Below are 17147 nucleotides of genomic sequence, written 5' to 3' on the forward strand. Positions count from 1 at the left end.
ATAAAATTTCAAAATTATAGCAAGATTTTAGTATTTTTAAAATCTTGCACCCAACATAAACTCGAATTTGCTTAAGTCGTCTTTTGAATTAGTGTTAAATGGTTTAGCAAAAACTAAATTTAAAGCACCTAGTGGGGTTAGCCACTCAAAGCCAATACCTGTGCTCCATCTTTGAATTTGACTTAAAGAACTTTCTCCTATGGCACCATAGTCAAAAAACACACTTCCTCTTAGTTTGATTCTATCAAAGATTGGAAAGCTAAGCTCTACAGAGTTAGCAAAGGCAACTGTACCACCTGTTTCATCACCCCATTCGTTTTTAGGACTCACGCTTCTTCTATCAAAACCTCTAATAGTTCCTATGCCTCCAAGGTATAATTTTTCATTGATAGGTAAATAACCTTGATCCCATACCTTATAAAAACTTGCTTTATAGCGATAAATCAAATCCCAACCTATAAATTCTTCTAAGCCTTGATAATAATTAAATTTAGTAGTAGAGCTTATAAATTCTTGATCTCCACCTAAGCCTGCATATTCAAGTGAGGTTGAAGCGATAAAACCTGATCTTGGTAGATAATAATCATCTGTATTGTTAAATACTATTGAAGGAGTGATAGAGCTTTTGTAAGTTTTACCAAGTTTATATCCTTGAGCGATTAAGCGATCACTCAAATGATAAATATCACTTTGCTCAAGATTGTAAGTTAAATCTATACTTGTATATCTTCCCAAAGTTTTACCAACACTTATATCAAAACCATAGTTTCTCTCATCATAACTATCCCATTCTAAACGATCTGAATATAATGATCCTCCAAGAGAATAATCACTATCATTTACTCTAGGATTTCTTAAAGATATTCTACCTGAAAGTGTATCATCGCCTTTGTCTATACTTACACTTCCCTTCATGCCAGAGCCTAAGATATTTGCATCAGATAATGAAGCACTAAGTAAAATTCCATCACTAGTTCCATAACCAATACCACCTGAAATAGCTCCAGTTGAAGCTTCTTTGACTTCTACTATCAAATCAATATGTGTATCATCTACTCTTTGTTCTTTAATATCTACATTTTCAAAATATGCAGTTCTTCTTAGAGCATTTCTTGAGTCTATTAAATCAGTTCTATTATAAAGATTGCCTTCGGTTAGATAAAGCTCTCTACGAATAACCCTATCAACTGTTTTAGTATTACCTGAAATTTCAACATTTCTAACATATACTTTTTCATTAGGTATGACTTTAAAAATAATCATAGCTTCATGGTTTTCTTTATCTTTTTGTATATCAGGTATAACCTGTACAAAAGCATAACCCAAATCAGCTGTCTTTGTTTCTATAGTTTTTATATCTTCTCTTAGTTTTTCTATATTAACTATTTTTCCAACACTTAATTTTAAATCATTTGCTAAAGCTTCATTTTCTTCATCACTAAAAATAGGATTAAAAATTTTAATCCCTTTAACTTTATAAACCTCACCCTCGTTGATAAAATAAGTTAAATCAGCTTGATAAGTATCTGTATAAGTATTTAAAAAAGCAGGAGATACGCTTACATCAAGATAACCTTCTTTTAAATATACATCTGAAATTCTTGAGCTATCATTTGCAAGATCAAAGATTTTAAGCTTACCATCATTAAAGCCCCACATCCAGCCTAGGGCTTCTCTTTGTTTATTTGCTACCGCAGGTTCAATATCTGAATAACTTAAATTTTTTGCACCACTTAAATGTACTTTTTCTATGATGATATTTTCCCCACGATTTACAACAAAAGTAAGTTTTAATGAGCTTGAATTACTTAATTTTTCATCTTTGATTTCTACAACAGTGTCATAAAAACCTTTGGCTTGATAAAAAAGTTTGATTTTTTCAGCTGCGTCTTTAGCTGAATTTTCATCATATAAAATTCCAGGTTTTAAACCAACAAGGCTTTCTATTTGTTTTCTATCGTTACTTGCTATACCTTGAATATCTATTTTTCCAATGGAAGGTTTTTCTATTACTTTAAAAGTTAGCACCCCATTTTTTTCTTCTACTACTATATCTTTAAAATAATTTCTATCAAAAAGGTTTTTAATTGCTGTATCTATACTAGCAGGATCGATTTTTTGTCCTATTTTTAATTTAGAAATCGCAATAGCACTTTCTTTAGAAAGTTGCGATAAGCCTTCAAATTTTATATCTTTAATCGTAGCTGCACATAAAGAACTTGAGAGTGCAAAGAAAACAAACCATTTTTTCATCATTTTACCTAAATTTTTATATACAAAATCGTTATAATACCAAAATATTTTTAACTAATGCTTTTTAAGGAAAATTTATGAAAGTAGGTATAATCGGACTTGGCTTAATAGGTGGATCTTTGGGCCTTAGCTTAAGAGAGAATAAATTAATAGATTTAGTTTGCGGATATGATATAAACAAAGAATTTGAACAAATCGCGCTAGAGCGAAAATTAATAGATAAAATTGTTTCATTTGAAGAGTTAAAAAAATGTGATGTGATTTTTTTAGCTATCCCTGTAAGAGCTATTGTAAAAATTTTAAAAGAATTTCAAGATATTTCTAAAGATTGCACTATCATTGAGCTTGGAAGTACAAAAGAAGAAATTATTAAAAATTTACCATCTGATTTACAAAGTCAATTTATCGCAGCTCACCCTATGGCAGGAACTGAAAATAGTGGTCCAAATGCAGCTATAAAAGACTTGTATAAAAATGCAGTTTGTGTTTTGTGCGATGTGCAAAATGCTGATCATATTCATCAAAAAAGGGCTATAGAAATTTTTTCAGATTTAGGAATGAAGCTTGTATTTATGGATAGTATCGCGCATGATCATCATGCTTCTATCATTTCACACTTACCGCATGTGATTAGTTTTTCTTTGGCAAATTTTGTGATGAAAGAAGAAAATAAAAAAAATATAGCCCATCTAGGAGGCCCTTCTTTTAAAGATATGTGCAGGATTGCTAAGTCAAACCCTCAAATGTGGAGCGGTATTTTTGAACAAAACAAACAAAATTTATTAAATTCTATTGATTTATTTCAAAAAGAATTACAAGAGTGTAAAAAAATGATAGAAAAATGTGATATAAATGAACTTGAAGCTTGGATTAAAAGTGCAAATAAGTTAAGAGAAATTTTGTAAAATTTTTTATAATTTACTCTTAATTTGCTAAAGCATAATATATTTTTACAAAAATTATACAATGAAAGTGGAGAATATGGTTTTTACGCGTAAAAGATCAAATAAAAAATGGATTTTTCTAGTTTTTTTAATACTTTTAGTCTTTGGGGTTTTTGTGTTAAATACAAAGCTGTTTGAAAAAAATCCTCCATTAATCCAAACAAAATCAGATATTATTTATAGCAATTTAACAGATCCTATATCTATAGAAATAAGCGATGAAAGCGTTTTAAAAGATGTTAAAGTCACACTATTTAAAGCAAATGAATTAAATGGTGAAATGCTTGTTAATGAACATGTTAAAGGTGATAAAAAAAGTGTCCATTTTGATTTAAAACTACCAAAACTAGCTTATAAAGAAAATGTTGATTCTTATAAGCTTGTAATAGAAGCAAGTGATAGTAGTTTTTGGAATTTCTTTTTAGGAAATCAAGCGCTTAAAGAAGTGAAAGTTATCATTGATACCAAAAAACCATTTGTAGAAATTTTAGACAATTCTTATCAAATCGAACAAGGTGGAGTAGGTAGTGTGGTATTTAAAGCAAGTGATGAGAATTTACAAGAAGTTTATATCACAACTGATAAAGATAAAATTTTTAAAGCAACTCCTTATGTGAAAGAAGGATATTATGCTGCTTTGATTCCTTGGGAGGCAACTGATGAGCATTTTAGAGCTTATGTAGTGGCAGTAGATAAAGCAGGTAATGTAAACAAGCAAAGAATTAGATATTATTTTACCAATAAAAAATACCGTGTATCAAATATAAAAGTAAGTGATAGATTTTTAGATGGAAAGATTGAATTTTTAGCACAAAAATATGCTCCAAAAGATAGAGAGTTAAGCAGGCTTGAAAAATTTAAATTTGTTAATGAGGACTTAAGAGCTTCTAATGAAGTTATCATTCATGATATTACGAGTAAAGTTCCTGATACTATGATTAATAATTTTAAAGTTAATCTTTTCAAGCCTTTAAAAAATGGCCAAAAAGTAGCTGATTATGCTGATCATAGGTTTTATTCTTATAATAATCAAGCATTTAGTAGTTCTTATCATATGGGACTTGATTTAGCAAGTGTAAAAGAAGCGCCTATCATTAGCAATAATGATGGTGAAGTGGTATTTGTACAAGAAAATGGAATTTATGGACTAAATATTATTATTTATCATGGTTTTGGGATTTATACTCTTTATGGACATTGCACTAATGTGGATGTAAATGTGGGCGATAGAGTTAGAGCAGGTGATGTTATAGGCACTACAGGCACTACAGGCTTAGCGCTTGGAGATCATGTGCATTTTGGTGTTTTGGTGCAAGGTGTTGAAGTGCGTCCTGAGCAATGGCAAGATGCAAAATGGATAAAAGAAAATATCTATAATGTATTAGAATCAAGCAAAAAAAGAATTTTGAGTGAATAAAAATGAATCAAACAACAATAGCAAAAGAAGTTAAAGGTGTTGGTATAGGTTTGCACAAGGGTGAGCCTATTAGTATAAAATTAGAGCCATTAGAAGCTGGTAGTGGTATAGTGTTTTATAGAAGTGATTTGGGAATTTCTTATGAAGCAAAGCCTGAAAATGTCATCGATACACAAATGGCTACTGTAATAGGCGATCATAGGGGTTATGTTTCTACTATAGAACATTTAATGAGTGCGATTAATGCTTATGGTATTGATAATGTGCGTATAGTTTTAGACGCAAACGAAGCTCCTGTAATGGATGGTAGCAGTATAGGTTTTTGTATGATGCTTGAAGAAGCAGGTATAAAAGAGCTTGATGCGGCAAAAAAAATTTTAGTGATTAAAAAAAGTGTAGAAGTAAAAGAAGGCAATAAATTTGTGCGTTTAAGTCCTACGGATATGCCTATTATAAACTATACAATCGAATTTGATAATCCTATTATAGGCAAACAAAATTATTGTTTTGAATTTAGCAAACAAAACTACATAGAGCAAATAGCAAGAGCAAGAACCTTTGGATTTTTAAAAGATGTTCAAGCTTTAAGAGCTATGAATTTAGGTCTTGGTGGAAGCCTAGAAAATGCTGTTGTGGTTGATGATAATCGTATTTTAAACCCTGAAGGTTTGCGCTTTAAGGATGAATTTGTGCGTCATAAAATTTTAGACGCTATTGGGGATTTAACCTTGCTTGGATGTAGAGTTTTTGGAGATTATACTTCTTATGCAGGTTCACACAAGCTTAATCATCTTTTAACTAAAGAACTTTTAAAAGATCCTAGTACCTATGAAGTGGTAAGCTTAGAAAAAAGCACACATAAGGTTTATGAAAAGGTTTTTGCATAAAAAAGGTTACTTTGCTTTTAAATGCCATAGCAAAACCTTTAATGCTTGGTATTTATGAAAATGATTTATTGTTAAATACCATTGAAAGTGATTTAAAAGTTAGCGAGGTTTTACCAAAAATATTGCAAGAATTACTTTCGCAATATGAGTTTGAAAAGCTTATTTATGTACATGGACCAGGTTCTTACATGGGTATAAAGATTTCTTATGTTTCTTTTGAGACATTAGCCATAGTCAAAAACATTCCTTTAAAAGCAATCAGTGCTTTTGAGTTAAATAACAACACTCCTATACCTGCAAACAAACATTTATGTTTTGTAAAAAAAGACAATGGTGAAATTATTTTAGAGAAGACACAAGCAGGAAGTTTTTTTATGCCTCAAAGTTTAAAAGATTTAAATTTAAGCAAAGAAAATACACCTTTTTATGTTTTAGATGCAATTAATTAAGGTAAAAAATGAAAATTTTAGTTCCTGCGACAAGTGCAAATTTAGGTCCTGGTTTTGATTGTTTGGGCTTGAGTTTGAAACATTTTAATCAAACTATAGTTGAAAAATCTAATTTTTTTAGTATTAACATACATGGAGAAGGTGAAAATAATATCTATCTTAAAAAAAATAATACTTTTGTTAATATTTTTTATGAAATTTATCAAAGACTTAGCGGTAAAAAAGATAATTTTCGTTTTGTTTTTCAAAATAATATCCCTTTAGCAAGAGGTATGGGAAGTTCTTCTGCTGTAATAATTGGAGCTATTGCTTGTGCTTATGAATTAAGCGGATTTAAAGCAGATAAAAATATCATTTTAAATGAAGCTTTAAAATATGAAAATCATCCAGATAACATAGCTCCAGCAGCTCTTGGAGGTTTTGTGTGTGCATTAAATCACAATCAAAAAGTCTTAGCTATAAAAAAAGAAGTAGATAAAGACTTACAAGCTGTTATAACTATACCAAATGTAGCGATGAATACTCAAAAATCAAGAACAGTTTTAGCTAAAAAAATTAATCTAGAAGATGCTGTTTTTAATCTTTGCCATGCTTCATTTTTAACTGCTTGCTTTTTAGAAAAAAAATATGATTTATTAAAATATGCAAGTTTAGATAAACTTCATCAAAATCAAAGAATGAAACTTTTACCTGAGCTTTTTGAAGTACAAAAATTAGCTTTAGATAATAATGCTCTCATGAGCACGCTTTCAGGCTCAGGTTCGAGTTTTTTCACTCTAGCTTATAAAGATGATGCTAAACAAATCAAAGAAAAAATCAAAAATAAATTTGCTAAATTTAGAGTTGAGCTTTTAGAATTTGACGATGAGGGCTTTAAAATTTGCTAAAAATTCCAAAAAAAAGATATAATTTTGAAAAACCATATACCCATTAGAATGTGCATTGTTTGCAAAGGTCGTTATGAAAAGCAAAGTTTGCATCAATTTCAAATAAAAAATTCTCAAATTATCACTAAAGTGGAATTTGGTAGGAGTTTATATATTTGTAATCCATGTTTTGAAAAAGATGAAAAAACATTGCAAAAGGCTTTTATGAGAGCTTGCAAAGGCAATTTTTATGGCAGTATAAATCAGCAGGATTTAAAGGAGATATTTTTTAATGACAGATGTAAAGATTAGCGAAATCGCTCAAGAGTTAGGATATACTAGTAAAGAAATTATAGAAAAAGCCAATGAAATAGGCTTAGAGGATATAAAATCCCCTAACAAAAAAGTATCTTCTGAAATCGCAGAAGCGATTTATCAATATGTACAATCAGGTGAAATACTAGATGTGGTAAAAAAAGTGGCAAAGCCTAAAAAAGAAAGTGCGACTAAAAAAACTACTACTAAAAAAGAAGAAAGCAAAAAAGAAGAGAAAAAAACTACTAAAAAAGAAACAAAAACTCCTGTTAAAACAACAAATGAAAAGAAAGAAGAAAGTAAAAAAGAAGAAAAGCAACCTGAAAATCCTATTAAAAATGAAGCATTAGAGGAAAAAAAAGAAGAAATTAAATTCGATGAAAAACTAGGCTCTAATTTAAATTTAGCTAAAAGAAGAGGTTTAGTTATCGTTAAAAAGAAAAAAGAAGAAAGCAAAGAAAACCAAATAAACAATGAAGAAAAATCTAATATACAAAATACTCAAGGCTTGAGCCTTAGTATGATTTTTTCAAATTCAGATGAGAATTTAAAAAGAAAGAAAAAAGAAAAGAAAAATCATCCTGCGACAAGTAAAAAAGAAAACACTACTAAAATGGATCTTTTAGGAGATAAAGACTTTGCTGATATTTCTTTAGAAGATGACGATATGGTAGTTTTACCTGATTTTAGTGTAAAAGAAAACAAACCAGCACAACCAGCAAACAAAAAACAACCAAATATCTTAAAGCAATCTTTAAATAACTCTATCAACCCATTTGGCGAGGGTGGTATACAAAGAAGAAGTCGTAAAAAACCACCTAAAAAGGTAGAGAAAAAAGAAAGTGAAGCTATAACAAGTGTAAGCATACCTAAAGAAATTCGTGTGTATGAATTTGCTGAAAAACTTGGTAAAAACACCGGAGAAGTTATCTCTAAACTTTTCATGCTTGGTATGATGACGACTAAAAATGACTTTTTAGATGAGGATGCTATAGAAATTCTTGCTGCTGAATTTGGAGTGGAGATTAATATCATTGATGAGGCTGATGAGTTTGATTATGTAAAAGATTATGATGAAAATCAAACAGAAGAAAATTTAAGCCAAAGAGCTCCGGTTATTACTATTATGGGGCATGTTGATCATGGTAAGACTTCTTTGCTTGATTATATAAGAAAATCACGCATTGCAAGTGGCGAAGCAGGTGGGATTACTCAGCATGTTGGCGCTTATATGGTGGAAAAAAATGGTAGAAAAATCACTTTTATCGATACTCCAGGCCATGAGGCATTTACTGCTATGCGTGCAAGGGGAGCTAGTATAACGGATATTGTTATTATCGTAGTAGCTGCAGATGATGGGGTAAAACCACAAACTAAAGAAGCGATTAATCATGCAAAAGCAGCTAATGTGCCTATCATCATTGCTATTAATAAAATGGATAAAGAAAACGCAAATCCTGACATGGTAAAAACCCAACTAGCAGAAATGGACATCATGCCAGTAGAATGGGGCGGAAGCCATGAATTTGTGCCAGTTTCAGCTAAAAAAGGTGATGGTATAGAGGATTTACTTGAAATTGTATTATTACAAGCTGATATTTTAGAACTTAAAGCAAATCCAAAAGCCCATGCTAAAGCAAGTATTATAGAATCTTCAGTGCAAAAAGGTAGAGGTCCTGTGGCTACTATCATCGTGCAAAATGGTACTTTAAGAGTGGGAAATACAGTCGTAGCAGGGGAAGCTTATGGTAAAGTGCGTGCTATGAGCGATGATCAAGGCAAAGCTTTAAAAGAAATAGGTCCAGGTGAGTGCGGAGTGATCATAGGTCTTAGTGAAGTAGCTGATGCAGGAGAAACGCTAATAGCCGTAGATAGTGATAAGCAAGCAAGAGAATATGCTAATAAACGCCATGAATACAACCGCCAAAAAGAACTAAGTAAATCTACTAAAGTAAGCATAGATGAGCTTGGTGCAAAAATCAAAGAAGGCAATTTAAAAGCCCTTCCTGTGATCTTAAAAGCAGATGTGCAAGGTTCACTTGAAGCGATTAAGGCTAGTTTAGAAAAACTTAAAAACGATGAGATTAAGGTTAATATCATCCATAGTGGGGTAGGTGGGATTACTCAAAGTGATATAGAGCTTGCAAGTGCGAGTGAAAACTCTATCGTTTTAGGTTTTAATATACGCCCAACTGGTGAGATCAAAGAACGCGCTAAAGATAAAGGCGTAGAGATAAAAACTTATAATGTTATTTATAACTTGCTTGATGATGTAAAAGCCTTGCTAGGTGGTATGATGAGCCCTATCATCTCTGAAGAACAACTTGGTCAAGCTGAAATTCGCCAAGTGATCAATGTACCAAAATTAGGCCAAATCGCAGGTTGTATGGTGACAGAAGGCACGATCAATCGTGGTGCGAAAATCAGGCTTATTAGAGATGGGGTTGTGGTATTTGAAGGTAATGTAAGTTCGCTCAAACGCTTTAAAGATGATGTAAGAGAAGTTGCAAAAGGTTATGAATGCGGTGTAGGCATAGAAGGTTGTAATGATATGAGAGTGGGGGATTATATAGAAAGTTACAAAGAAGTTGAGGAACAAGTAAGTCTATGAATCCAGCTGAAATCAAAAAACTACGCACAGAAAGCATTTTAAAAGAACTTATACCAGAAGCTTTAGCAAATTTAGACAACGAAGCTTTAAAAAATTTGTGCGTAGTGGATGTAGAGTGTAAAAAAGGCAGATATGATGCTTTTGTGTATTTAGATAAAATGTTTTTTAACACCCAAGAGCAAGAAATCATACTCAACCAACTCAAAAAAGCCGCCCGTGCTTTGCAAAATTACTGCATGAGCGAGCAAGGGTGGTATAGGTGTCCAAATTTTCACTTTAAATTTGATGATAGATTAGAGTATCAAAATCATATGGATGCTTTATTTGAAAAAATCAAAAAGGAACAAAATGAATCTTGAAGCACTTTGTAAAGAAGCAGGGCTTAGCTTTTATGATGATGAGCTAGTAAGTGAAAATGGTAGAAAGATTTATAGAATTTATGTGCAAAAAGAAGGCGGGGTAAATCTTGATGATTGTGCTAAGCTTAGTGAGATTTTATCACCTATTTTTGATGTAGAGCCACCTGTGAGTGGGGAGTATTTTTTAGAAGTATCAAGCTGTGGGCTTGAGAGAAAACTTAGTAAAATAGAGCATTTTGCAAAAAGCATTAACGAACTTGTAAAAATCACAACTAGTGAAAAAGAAAAAATCGAAGCAAAAATCATCGCTGTAAATGATAAAAATATCACTTTAGAAAATTTAGAAACTCAAGAAAAAACTACTATAAATTTTAGCGATATAAGAAAAGCTAAAACTTTCATACAATGGTAAAAATTTAGAAATCTAAATTTTTACTTATCTTTTGTATAATTAAAGTTTAATATAAAGTAATAATAATATAGATTTATCTTATAATATTTAGATAATAATTTTAAATCTATCAAAAATAAAGGATAATTTATGATTGATTTTTTAAATGAAGAAAAAGAAAGATTTATAAACGCTATAGATGAATTAATAAAACAAGTAGATGATTGTATTTTAAGAGACAAAAAAACGCAACGAGGTAATATTAGCAATAAAGGCAGTTTTAGCCAAAATATTAAACAAAATTTAAGTTTTATTAGTGATAAATACAACTATTCTTTCAAAATAGCAATAGGAAATTCAAATGGTTTTTTAAGTAATGATTGTTGGATAATGTTTGTTAGAAAAGACTTATTGGAAGAAAATCTTATTAATGGTAAAAAAATTACCCCTACAAAAGGAGTTTATTTATTTATAGCATATTCTGGATATTTTCAAAATAATAAACATTTGGTATTAAAATTTGGTTTTCCTAAAGAAGATATTGAGAATTCAAGATGTATAGCAGTAAATAAAATGGAGAGTGAAGGATATTTACAAAGATTTGATTTTGCTTATGGTTTAGATAATAAAGATAAATTAATAAAAGATTTTTCAGAAATGATGAATTATTTTAATTCTTTAAATAAAGATGATTTCAAATCGTATGAAAATAGTAAAAAACAAGAAGAACATTTAAAAATAAAATCTGAAAATTTAGATATAAAAAATTTAAATAAAAACAAAAATCCACCTTTAAATCAAATTCTTTATGGGCCTCCAGGGACGGGAAAAACTTATAACACTATAGATAAAGCTTTAGAAATTATATCTAAGGTTGAAAAAATAGAACTTCCTGATAAAAATAATAGAGTTGATAGAAAAAAACTTTTTAATGAGTATGTCAAAAACGGACAAATAGTTTTTACTACTTTTCATCAAAGCTATGGATATGAAGAATTTGTAGAAGGCATAAAGCCTCGCATGGATAAAGAAAATTCCAAGGAAGTAGAATACGAAATAAAAGACGGAATTTTTAAAGAACTTTGTAAAAAAGCTTTGGATAATTACAAAGTATCTTTATTAACACAAGAAGAATTTGTAAAGAGTGAAGATTTAGAAAACAAAATAGAAATTTTTTTAGATGAATTAGTAGATCAACAAAAATTTATAGAAAAAACTCAAAGTGGTGGATTTAAATTAGAAGAATATAATGAAAAATATAGAATTATCACAGATGATACTAATGCAAATTTGTATTTAAATTTAGAAATTTTTAAAACGCTTTTGGAAAATAAAGATAAAATTATAAACGGAAGAAGCATTAAGCAAATTTTAAATAACAAACATAGAAGACAAATCGATAGTTATTATTTTCAGCTAGCTAAATTGTTTAAAGAACGAGAACAAGATTATAAAGTAGATAATAATCCTAGTGAAAAGCCAGAATTAAAACCTTATATAATAATCATAGATGAGATTAATCGTGGTAATGTAAGTAAGATTTTTGGTGAGCTTATCACTTTAATAGAACCTAGCAAAAGAATAGATGAAAGCGAGGGATTAAAAGTTACTTTGCCTTATAGCGGTGAAAAATTTGGAGTGCCTAAGAATGTTTATATCATAGGCACTATGAATACAGCTGATAGAAGTATAACTTCACTTGATACAGCTTTGCGAAGACGCTTTGAATTTATCGAGATGATACCTAAACCTAATGTTTTATCTGATAATTGCGAAGGTGTTAATTTGAAAGAATTATTAAAAGCTATTAATACTCGCATAGAATACTTGCTAGATAGAGAAAAGACTATAGGACATGCATTTTTTATAGGCATTGAGAATTTAGAGAAATTAAAAAATGTTTTTCAAAATAAAATCATCCCGCTATTGCAAGAGTATTTTTATAATGATTATGCTTTGATAAATGCAGTTTTAAATGAAAATGGTATGTTAGAAAAACAAGATATAAATAATGATTATTTGAAAAATATGAAAGATTTTATAGAAAGAGATAATGGTATTTATAAATTTAGTAATAGCAAAGATTGGAATAAAAGCACTTTTATGAAAATATATGAAAATGATAAATAATAACACCTTTTCTATCATCGAATACCAAGATTTTTCTAAAGAAGATTTAAAAGAAATTTTCAAAGAAAAAGCTGAAATATTTTATAAAGAGCTAGAAGACTTCGCAAAAAATAATGAAAGTCTTCTAGGCTTTAAAAGTAAAAACGCCTTAAAAGCTAAAAATTATGTCGGCATTATACAGACTAAAAGCGGTGTTTTAGAAATTTTGCCAAAATGCACAAATTTGGATAGCTATAAAGAAAAAAAAGATAAATCTTTGAAAGTTTCAAAGAGCAAGTTAAATTATGCCTATACAATAAGCAATGGTAATAAATTATATACTAATTTTAGCTATTTTCAAGAATATAAAATTGTGAAAAACATTAAAATAAAAAAATGGTATAGTATAAAAGAGATAAATTTCAACCCCAAAAATCTTTTAATTAACATGCTAACAACCTTAAAAAATTTCCCTTTTAAAAAATCTCAAATTTCATCTTTACAAATTGCTAAAATGCCTTTGTTTGAAGTATTTATCACGATGTTTTTAGATGAATTTGATAGTGTGTATAAAAAAGGTTTGATGAGATCTTATGTAAGTAGCGAAGAAAACAGAACTTTTTTAAAAGGAAAATTACTTTTTAATGAGCATATAAAATCAAATTTAATACACAAAGAAAGATTTTTCACAAGTAGTGATGAATTTGTTTTAGACATAGCGCCAAATCGCTTGATAAAATCAACCCTAAATTTTTTAAAATCCAAAACAAGCTTGAATAAATTTAAAATCATCAAAGCTATGCAAATGCTTGATGAGGTAGAATTTTCTATAAATTATGAAAAAGATTTTAACTTTAAAATTTCAAGACATTTTGATTATTATGAAAATATACTTTCTTGGTGTAAGATATTTTTACAAAATAAAACTTTTGCTCAATATAAAGGCAAAAACGAAGCCTTTGCTTTACTTTTTCCTATGGAAAAACTTTTTGAAAACTATGTAGCTTATATGTTTAAACTTGCTAATCCTAGTGAAAATGTAAAAACTCAAAGCAGTGGAAAGTATTTAATCTCAAAAAATGATGAAAAGTGTTTTATGTTAAAGCCTGATTTATATATAGAAAATAAAATGATCTTAGATACTAAATGGAAAATTCCAGATGATAATGAAGATGAGAAAAAGCATGGCATATCGCAAAGCGATTTGTATCAAATGTTTGCTTATACAAATAAATACGAGATAAAGGAAATTTATCTTATTTATCCTCTATGTGAGAGAACTTTTAACTTAAGAGAGAAGTTAAAAACTAAAGATATTAAGTTTTTAGCACAAGGTTTTTTAAAAGCTTGCGATGAACATGTAAAGCTTAAGGTATTTTTTGCACCTTTACCTTTTTAGGAAGTAACATGAATCATGAATTTTATATGAATTTAGCCATAGATGAAGCTTGGAAATATCAGCTTTTAACCTACCCAAATCCAACTGTAGGCTGTGTGATCTTAGATAAAAATGGTAAAATTTTAAGCATAGAAGCACACAAAGAAGCAGGTAAGGCTCATGCAGAACTTGAAGCAGTAAGCAAAGCCTTGAAAGTGCTTAATCCAAATTTAGATTTACCCCAAAATGCAAACGATTTGCATGAGTTTATTTGTCAAAATCATCAGGGGTTGTTAAAAGGTGCTAGTACTTATGTGAGCTTAGAGCCTTGTAATCATCAGGGTAAAACCCCACCTTGTGCGAAACTTTTTAGCACGCTTGGCTTTAGCGAAGTTTTTATCGCCACTAAAGATGAGCATAAACTCGCAAGTGGTGGAGCAGAGTTTTTAAAAGATCAAAGCATAAAAGTTCACATGGGAATTTGTGAACAAAGAGCTAAAGAGCTTTTAAAGCCTTTTTTAAAATGGCAAAAATCAAGTTTTAAATTTTTTAAACTAGCCCTTTCTTTGAATGGTTCTGCTTATGGTAAAATCGTAAGTTCTAAAGCAAGTAGAACCTATGCCCATACATTGCGTTCAAAGCTTGATTTGCTTGTAGTGGGTGGAGAAACTATAAGACATGATAGGCCTATTTTGGATGCAAGGTTAGCTCAAACTAAAGCGCCAAATTTATGCATACTAAGCCATCAAAATTTAGAAAGTTTTGATCCAAACATTCCTTTATTTAACGTAGCTGAAAGAGAAATTTTTACAAGCATTCCTAGCAAAGCAAAGCTCATCATGTATGAGGGTGGGGAGAATTTTTTAAAAGCCTTTAAAGATGAGTTAGATATGCTTTTGATTTTTTCAAGCTCGAATTTAAATACTCTTGAAAATGTTAAGTTAGATTTAAAGCTAAAGCCTTTATATAAAGGCTTTTTAGAAAATGATACTTATGGATTTTATGAGATTATTAAATCTTAGTAGATTTTTTGTGAGCTTACTTGTGTGAAAAATTGTGTCAAAGTGTTAGCAAAAAAGCTAGCACTTTGCTCTTCTAATCGTTTTAAAAACTTATCTATGGCATCTTCTTTTTGCCAGATAGGGTTTTGTACTTTAGCTAGTTTTTCTACTTCTTTTTTGGCTTGCTCGTAATTGCCTATTTTATCAATGAGTTTTAATTTTAAAGCCTCATTAGCTAAAAATACTTTCGCATCAGCCCATGAGCTTGTTTGGTTTAAGTCTAGCTTGCGATTTTTAGCGACAAATTGTGTGAAAAGTTCATAGCTTTGATTGGCTAAATTTTGCAAAAAGTCTTTTTCATCTTCGCTCCATTTACGCATGAAAGTTCCTGCTTCTTTATAACTTCCTGCTTTGATAGTTTGCTCATTTATGCCAAGTTTTTGTGCAAGATTGCTTACTTCAAAGCCTTGCATGATTACCCCAATAGATCCTACAAAGCTAGCAGGATTAGCGATGATCATATCAGCTCCTACTGCACTTAAGTAGCTTCCACTTGCTATAGTTCCACCTGCATAGACTACCACAGGCTTTTTAGCTTTAAGATCTTGTATAGCTAAAGCTATTTCCATGCTTGGTGCAAAAGCTCCCCCAGGGCTATCTATAAAAAGCAAAACTCCTTTTATAGCTTTATCGTCTTTGGCTTTGTAAATTTGTTCTAAAAGATTGCTCGCATCGCTAATTTCGCCTTTAAGATTAATTTGAGCTAGGTTTGCATTAGAAAGTTTGGCATTATCCCCGCTTGGAGTAAGGATTAAAAACACGATAAATAAAAACACAAAGGTTTTAAAATAAGTGTTGATATAAGAAATGGTTTTTCCAATTCCTTTAAAAAATGATTTTATAATCTGCATTCTTTTCCTTTTTAAGTTGTTTAATCAAAAATTAAATCCAAAATTTGACACCAAATTAACATTATATTGATTTTTATAAATTTCATTTAATAATTTTATATCAAAAAAGAATGTTTTATTTGGTTTGAAATTTAGTCCAAGGTTAATGTTGAGTAAGTTAGTATCTAAATCATAGTATTGTTTAAATTTTTGATTTTTAAAATCAATAAAATTTGCATTGTTGCCTATCTTTTTTCCTGTTAATCTTTTTTCATACAATATAGAACCTGTTATAGTATTTTTATTTTCATCTAAATTTGGTAATACATAAGAAGAAGTAATCCCTAAAACTAAAGATGTGCTGTTGTGTTTTATGCTATCGTAAGATTTTGAAAAAATTCCACCGCTTTCACTAAATGCATTTTGTTGAAAATAATTGTAATTAAAATATATCAAAGGAGTTAAATTTAAATTTTTATTATAACTAAATTCTTTTGCTACACCTAATTGGGTAGAAGTTATCAATCCATTATATGTTCCTTTTAAAGTATCTGAATTTAGTATATATCTTTGCATGTTGCTTGAGTATAATCCTATGCCAATACCGCTTAAAATTTTAAAATTTTCTAAATTCAAAATATAATTGCTTGATAAATTTGCGTTTTTTGTTTTGATATTAGATGTTGAAAAATCAACATTAGAATATGAAGTACTTAAATGCGTTGCGAACATTGAAGAATTAATTTCTTTTCCTACGCTAAGATTGAGTCCATAGGAGCTTCCATGAAAATCATTACCATATATTTTTTTAAAACTAGGTCCCATTTGGAAGATATATGTTTGATTATCATAAAAATTAAAATTGGCTACATCACTTTGATATAATAAATTTGTCGGATAAGTATTACTAGCTAATCTAATATCCTCCATAGGTGTATTTATGAAAGTTGGATTAAGAGTCGAGAGCATGTTATTTTGTCCGAAATTACTGTAGGTGTTTAATAATTGGATTGAATTGGATAAATAATCATTTGATTCCAAGCTTTTTAGACTACTTTGAACGATTTTTTTATCTGCATTATCTAGTAAAATAAAATAATTTTTATAGTTTTCATTTAAGTTATCCATCATTCTAATGCTTCTTAATGCTTGTCCTATAGTGCTATTTTGAGTATTATACGCATTGTTTTTTATAATAGGCTTGACTATTATTTGAGAGTTATCATGTTCAGGTTTTGGTTCAGGTTTTGGTTCAGGTTTTGGTTCAGGTTTTGGTT

At 29.7% G+C, this 17147-nt stretch carries 15 protein-coding genes; 12 read left to right on the forward strand and 3 right to left on the reverse strand.

The window, feature by feature from the left end; all coding sequences use genetic code 11:
• Positions 1-36 precede the first annotated feature (36 nt).
• Positions 37-2253 (reverse strand): outer membrane protein assembly factor BamA, encoded by a 2217-nt coding sequence (bamA, locus tag L8U04_RS04965; protein ID WP_263709551.1) that lies wholly within the window; start codon positions 2251-2253, stop codon positions 37-39.
• Positions 2254-2330: 77 nt separating this feature from the next.
• On the opposite strand from bamA, the gene L8U04_RS04970 reads away from it, so the two are divergent.
• From L8U04_RS04970 to ribD, 12 genes are all read left to right on the forward strand, one after another.
• Positions 2331-3158, forward strand: a complete 828-nt coding sequence (locus tag L8U04_RS04970) for a prephenate dehydrogenase (RefSeq protein ID WP_263659726.1) — start codon at positions 2331-2333, stop codon at positions 3156-3158.
• Positions 3159-3234: 76 nt separating this feature from the next.
• Positions 3235-4614, forward strand: a complete 1380-nt coding sequence (locus tag L8U04_RS04975; RefSeq protein WP_263709557.1) for a M23 family metallopeptidase — start codon at positions 3235-3237, stop codon at positions 4612-4614.
• Between the two features lie 2 nt (positions 4615-4616).
• Positions 4617-5501, forward strand: a complete 885-nt coding sequence (gene lpxC, locus L8U04_RS04980) for a UDP-3-O-acyl-N-acetylglucosamine deacetylase (protein ID WP_263661636.1) — start codon at positions 4617-4619, stop codon at positions 5499-5501.
• 41 nt (positions 5502-5542) lie between these two features.
• Positions 5543-5950: a tRNA threonylcarbamoyladenosine biosynthesis protein TsaB gene (locus L8U04_RS04985; RefSeq protein WP_263709558.1), complete on the forward strand. Its 408-nt coding sequence runs from the start codon at positions 5543-5545 to the stop codon at positions 5948-5950.
• 8 nt (positions 5951-5958) lie between these two features.
• Positions 5959-6837, forward strand: a complete 879-nt coding sequence (thrB, locus tag L8U04_RS04990; RefSeq protein WP_263709552.1) for a homoserine kinase — start codon at positions 5959-5961, stop codon at positions 6835-6837.
• Positions 6838-6861: 24 nt separating this feature from the next.
• Positions 6862-7128 carry a DUF448 domain-containing protein gene (locus L8U04_RS04995; RefSeq protein WP_133319640.1) on the forward strand — a complete coding sequence of 89 codons (267 nt, stop codon included), beginning with the start codon at positions 6862-6864 and terminating at the stop codon, positions 7126-7128.
• Positions 7109-9742: a translation initiation factor IF-2 gene (gene infB, locus L8U04_RS05000; RefSeq protein ID WP_263709553.1), complete on the forward strand. Its 2634-nt coding sequence runs from the start codon at positions 7109-7111 to the stop codon at positions 9740-9742. The genes L8U04_RS04995 and infB overlap by 20 nt, the downstream gene beginning before the upstream one ends.
• Positions 9739-10101 carry a 30S ribosome-binding factor RbfA gene (rbfA, locus tag L8U04_RS05005; RefSeq protein ID WP_039617407.1) on the forward strand — a complete coding sequence of 121 codons (363 nt, stop codon included), beginning with the start codon at positions 9739-9741 and terminating at the stop codon, positions 10099-10101. The genes infB and rbfA overlap by 4 nt, the downstream gene beginning before the upstream one ends.
• Positions 10091-10513: a ribosome maturation factor RimP gene (gene rimP, locus L8U04_RS05010; RefSeq protein ID WP_263709554.1), complete on the forward strand. Its 423-nt coding sequence runs from the start codon at positions 10091-10093 to the stop codon at positions 10511-10513. Before rbfA ends, rimP begins: the two co-directional genes overlap by 11 nt.
• 129 nt (positions 10514-10642) lie before the next feature.
• The gene (locus L8U04_RS05015) at positions 10643-12622 is read left to right on the forward strand and encodes an McrB family protein (protein ID WP_318530210.1); all 1980 of its coding nucleotides are present in this window, start codon (positions 10643-10645) and stop codon (positions 12620-12622) included.
• Positions 12612-14000: an McrC family protein gene (locus tag L8U04_RS05020; protein ID WP_263709555.1), complete on the forward strand. Its 1389-nt coding sequence runs from the start codon at positions 12612-12614 to the stop codon at positions 13998-14000. Before L8U04_RS05015 ends, L8U04_RS05020 begins: the two co-directional genes overlap by 11 nt.
• An 8-nt stretch (positions 14001-14008) precedes the next feature.
• A complete protein-coding gene (gene ribD / locus L8U04_RS05025; protein ID WP_263666795.1) occupies positions 14009-15001 on the forward strand; it encodes a bifunctional diaminohydroxyphosphoribosylaminopyrimidine deaminase/5-amino-6-(5-phosphoribosylamino)uracil reductase RibD in 993 nt (330 codons plus the stop codon).
• Here ribD and sppA read toward each other — a convergent pair.
• Together sppA and L8U04_RS05035 are read right to left on the reverse strand one after the other, a co-directional pair.
• Positions 14998-15891 carry a signal peptide peptidase SppA gene (gene sppA / locus L8U04_RS05030; protein ID WP_263661920.1) on the reverse strand — a complete coding sequence of 298 codons (894 nt, stop codon included), beginning with the start codon at positions 15889-15891 and terminating at the stop codon, positions 14998-15000. The genes ribD and sppA overlap by 4 nt on opposite strands.
• A 24-nt stretch (positions 15892-15915) precedes the next feature.
• Positions 15916-17147 (reverse strand): autotransporter outer membrane beta-barrel domain-containing protein (locus L8U04_RS05035; RefSeq protein ID WP_263666794.1); only part of this gene is annotated, 1232 nt, incomplete at its 5' end.

Source organism: Campylobacter sp. IFREMER_LSEM_CL908 (assembly GCF_025771545.1).
GTDB lineage: Bacteria > Campylobacterota > Campylobacteria > Campylobacterales > Campylobacteraceae > Campylobacter_D > Campylobacter_D lari_D.

Bases quoted from the DNA above. Each gene is read 5' to 3' on its own strand.
- bamA (WP_263709551.1), bottom strand. From the start codon at position 2,253: ATGAAAAAATGGTTTGTTTTCTTTGCACTCTCAAGTTCTTTATGTGCA.
- L8U04_RS04970 (WP_263659726.1), top strand. From the start codon at position 2,331: ATGAAAGTAGGTATAATCGGACTTGGCTTAATAGGTGGATCTTTGGGC.
- L8U04_RS04975 (WP_263709557.1), top strand. From the start codon at position 3,235: ATGGTTTTTACGCGTAAAAGATCAAATAAAAAATGGATTTTTCTAGTT.
- lpxC (WP_263661636.1), top strand. From the start codon at position 4,617: ATGAATCAAACAACAATAGCAAAAGAAGTTAAAGGTGTTGGTATAGGT.
- L8U04_RS04985 (WP_263709558.1), top strand. From the start codon at position 5,543: ATGCTTGGTATTTATGAAAATGATTTATTGTTAAATACCATTGAAAGT.
- thrB (WP_263709552.1), top strand. From the start codon at position 5,959: ATGAAAATTTTAGTTCCTGCGACAAGTGCAAATTTAGGTCCTGGTTTT.
- infB (WP_263709553.1), top strand. From the start codon at position 7,109: ATGACAGATGTAAAGATTAGCGAAATCGCTCAAGAGTTAGGATATACT.
- rbfA (WP_039617407.1), top strand. From the start codon at position 9,739: ATGAATCCAGCTGAAATCAAAAAACTACGCACAGAAAGCATTTTAAAA.
- rimP (WP_263709554.1), top strand. From the start codon at position 10,091: ATGAATCTTGAAGCACTTTGTAAAGAAGCAGGGCTTAGCTTTTATGAT.
- L8U04_RS05015 (WP_318530210.1), top strand. From the start codon at position 10,643: ATGATTGATTTTTTAAATGAAGAAAAAGAAAGATTTATAAACGCTATA.
- L8U04_RS05020 (WP_263709555.1), top strand. From the start codon at position 12,612: ATGATAAATAATAACACCTTTTCTATCATCGAATACCAAGATTTTTCT.
- ribD (WP_263666795.1), top strand. From the start codon at position 14,009: ATGAATCATGAATTTTATATGAATTTAGCCATAGATGAAGCTTGGAAA.
- sppA (WP_263661920.1), bottom strand. From the start codon at position 15,891: ATGCAGATTATAAAATCATTTTTTAAAGGAATTGGAAAAACCATTTCT.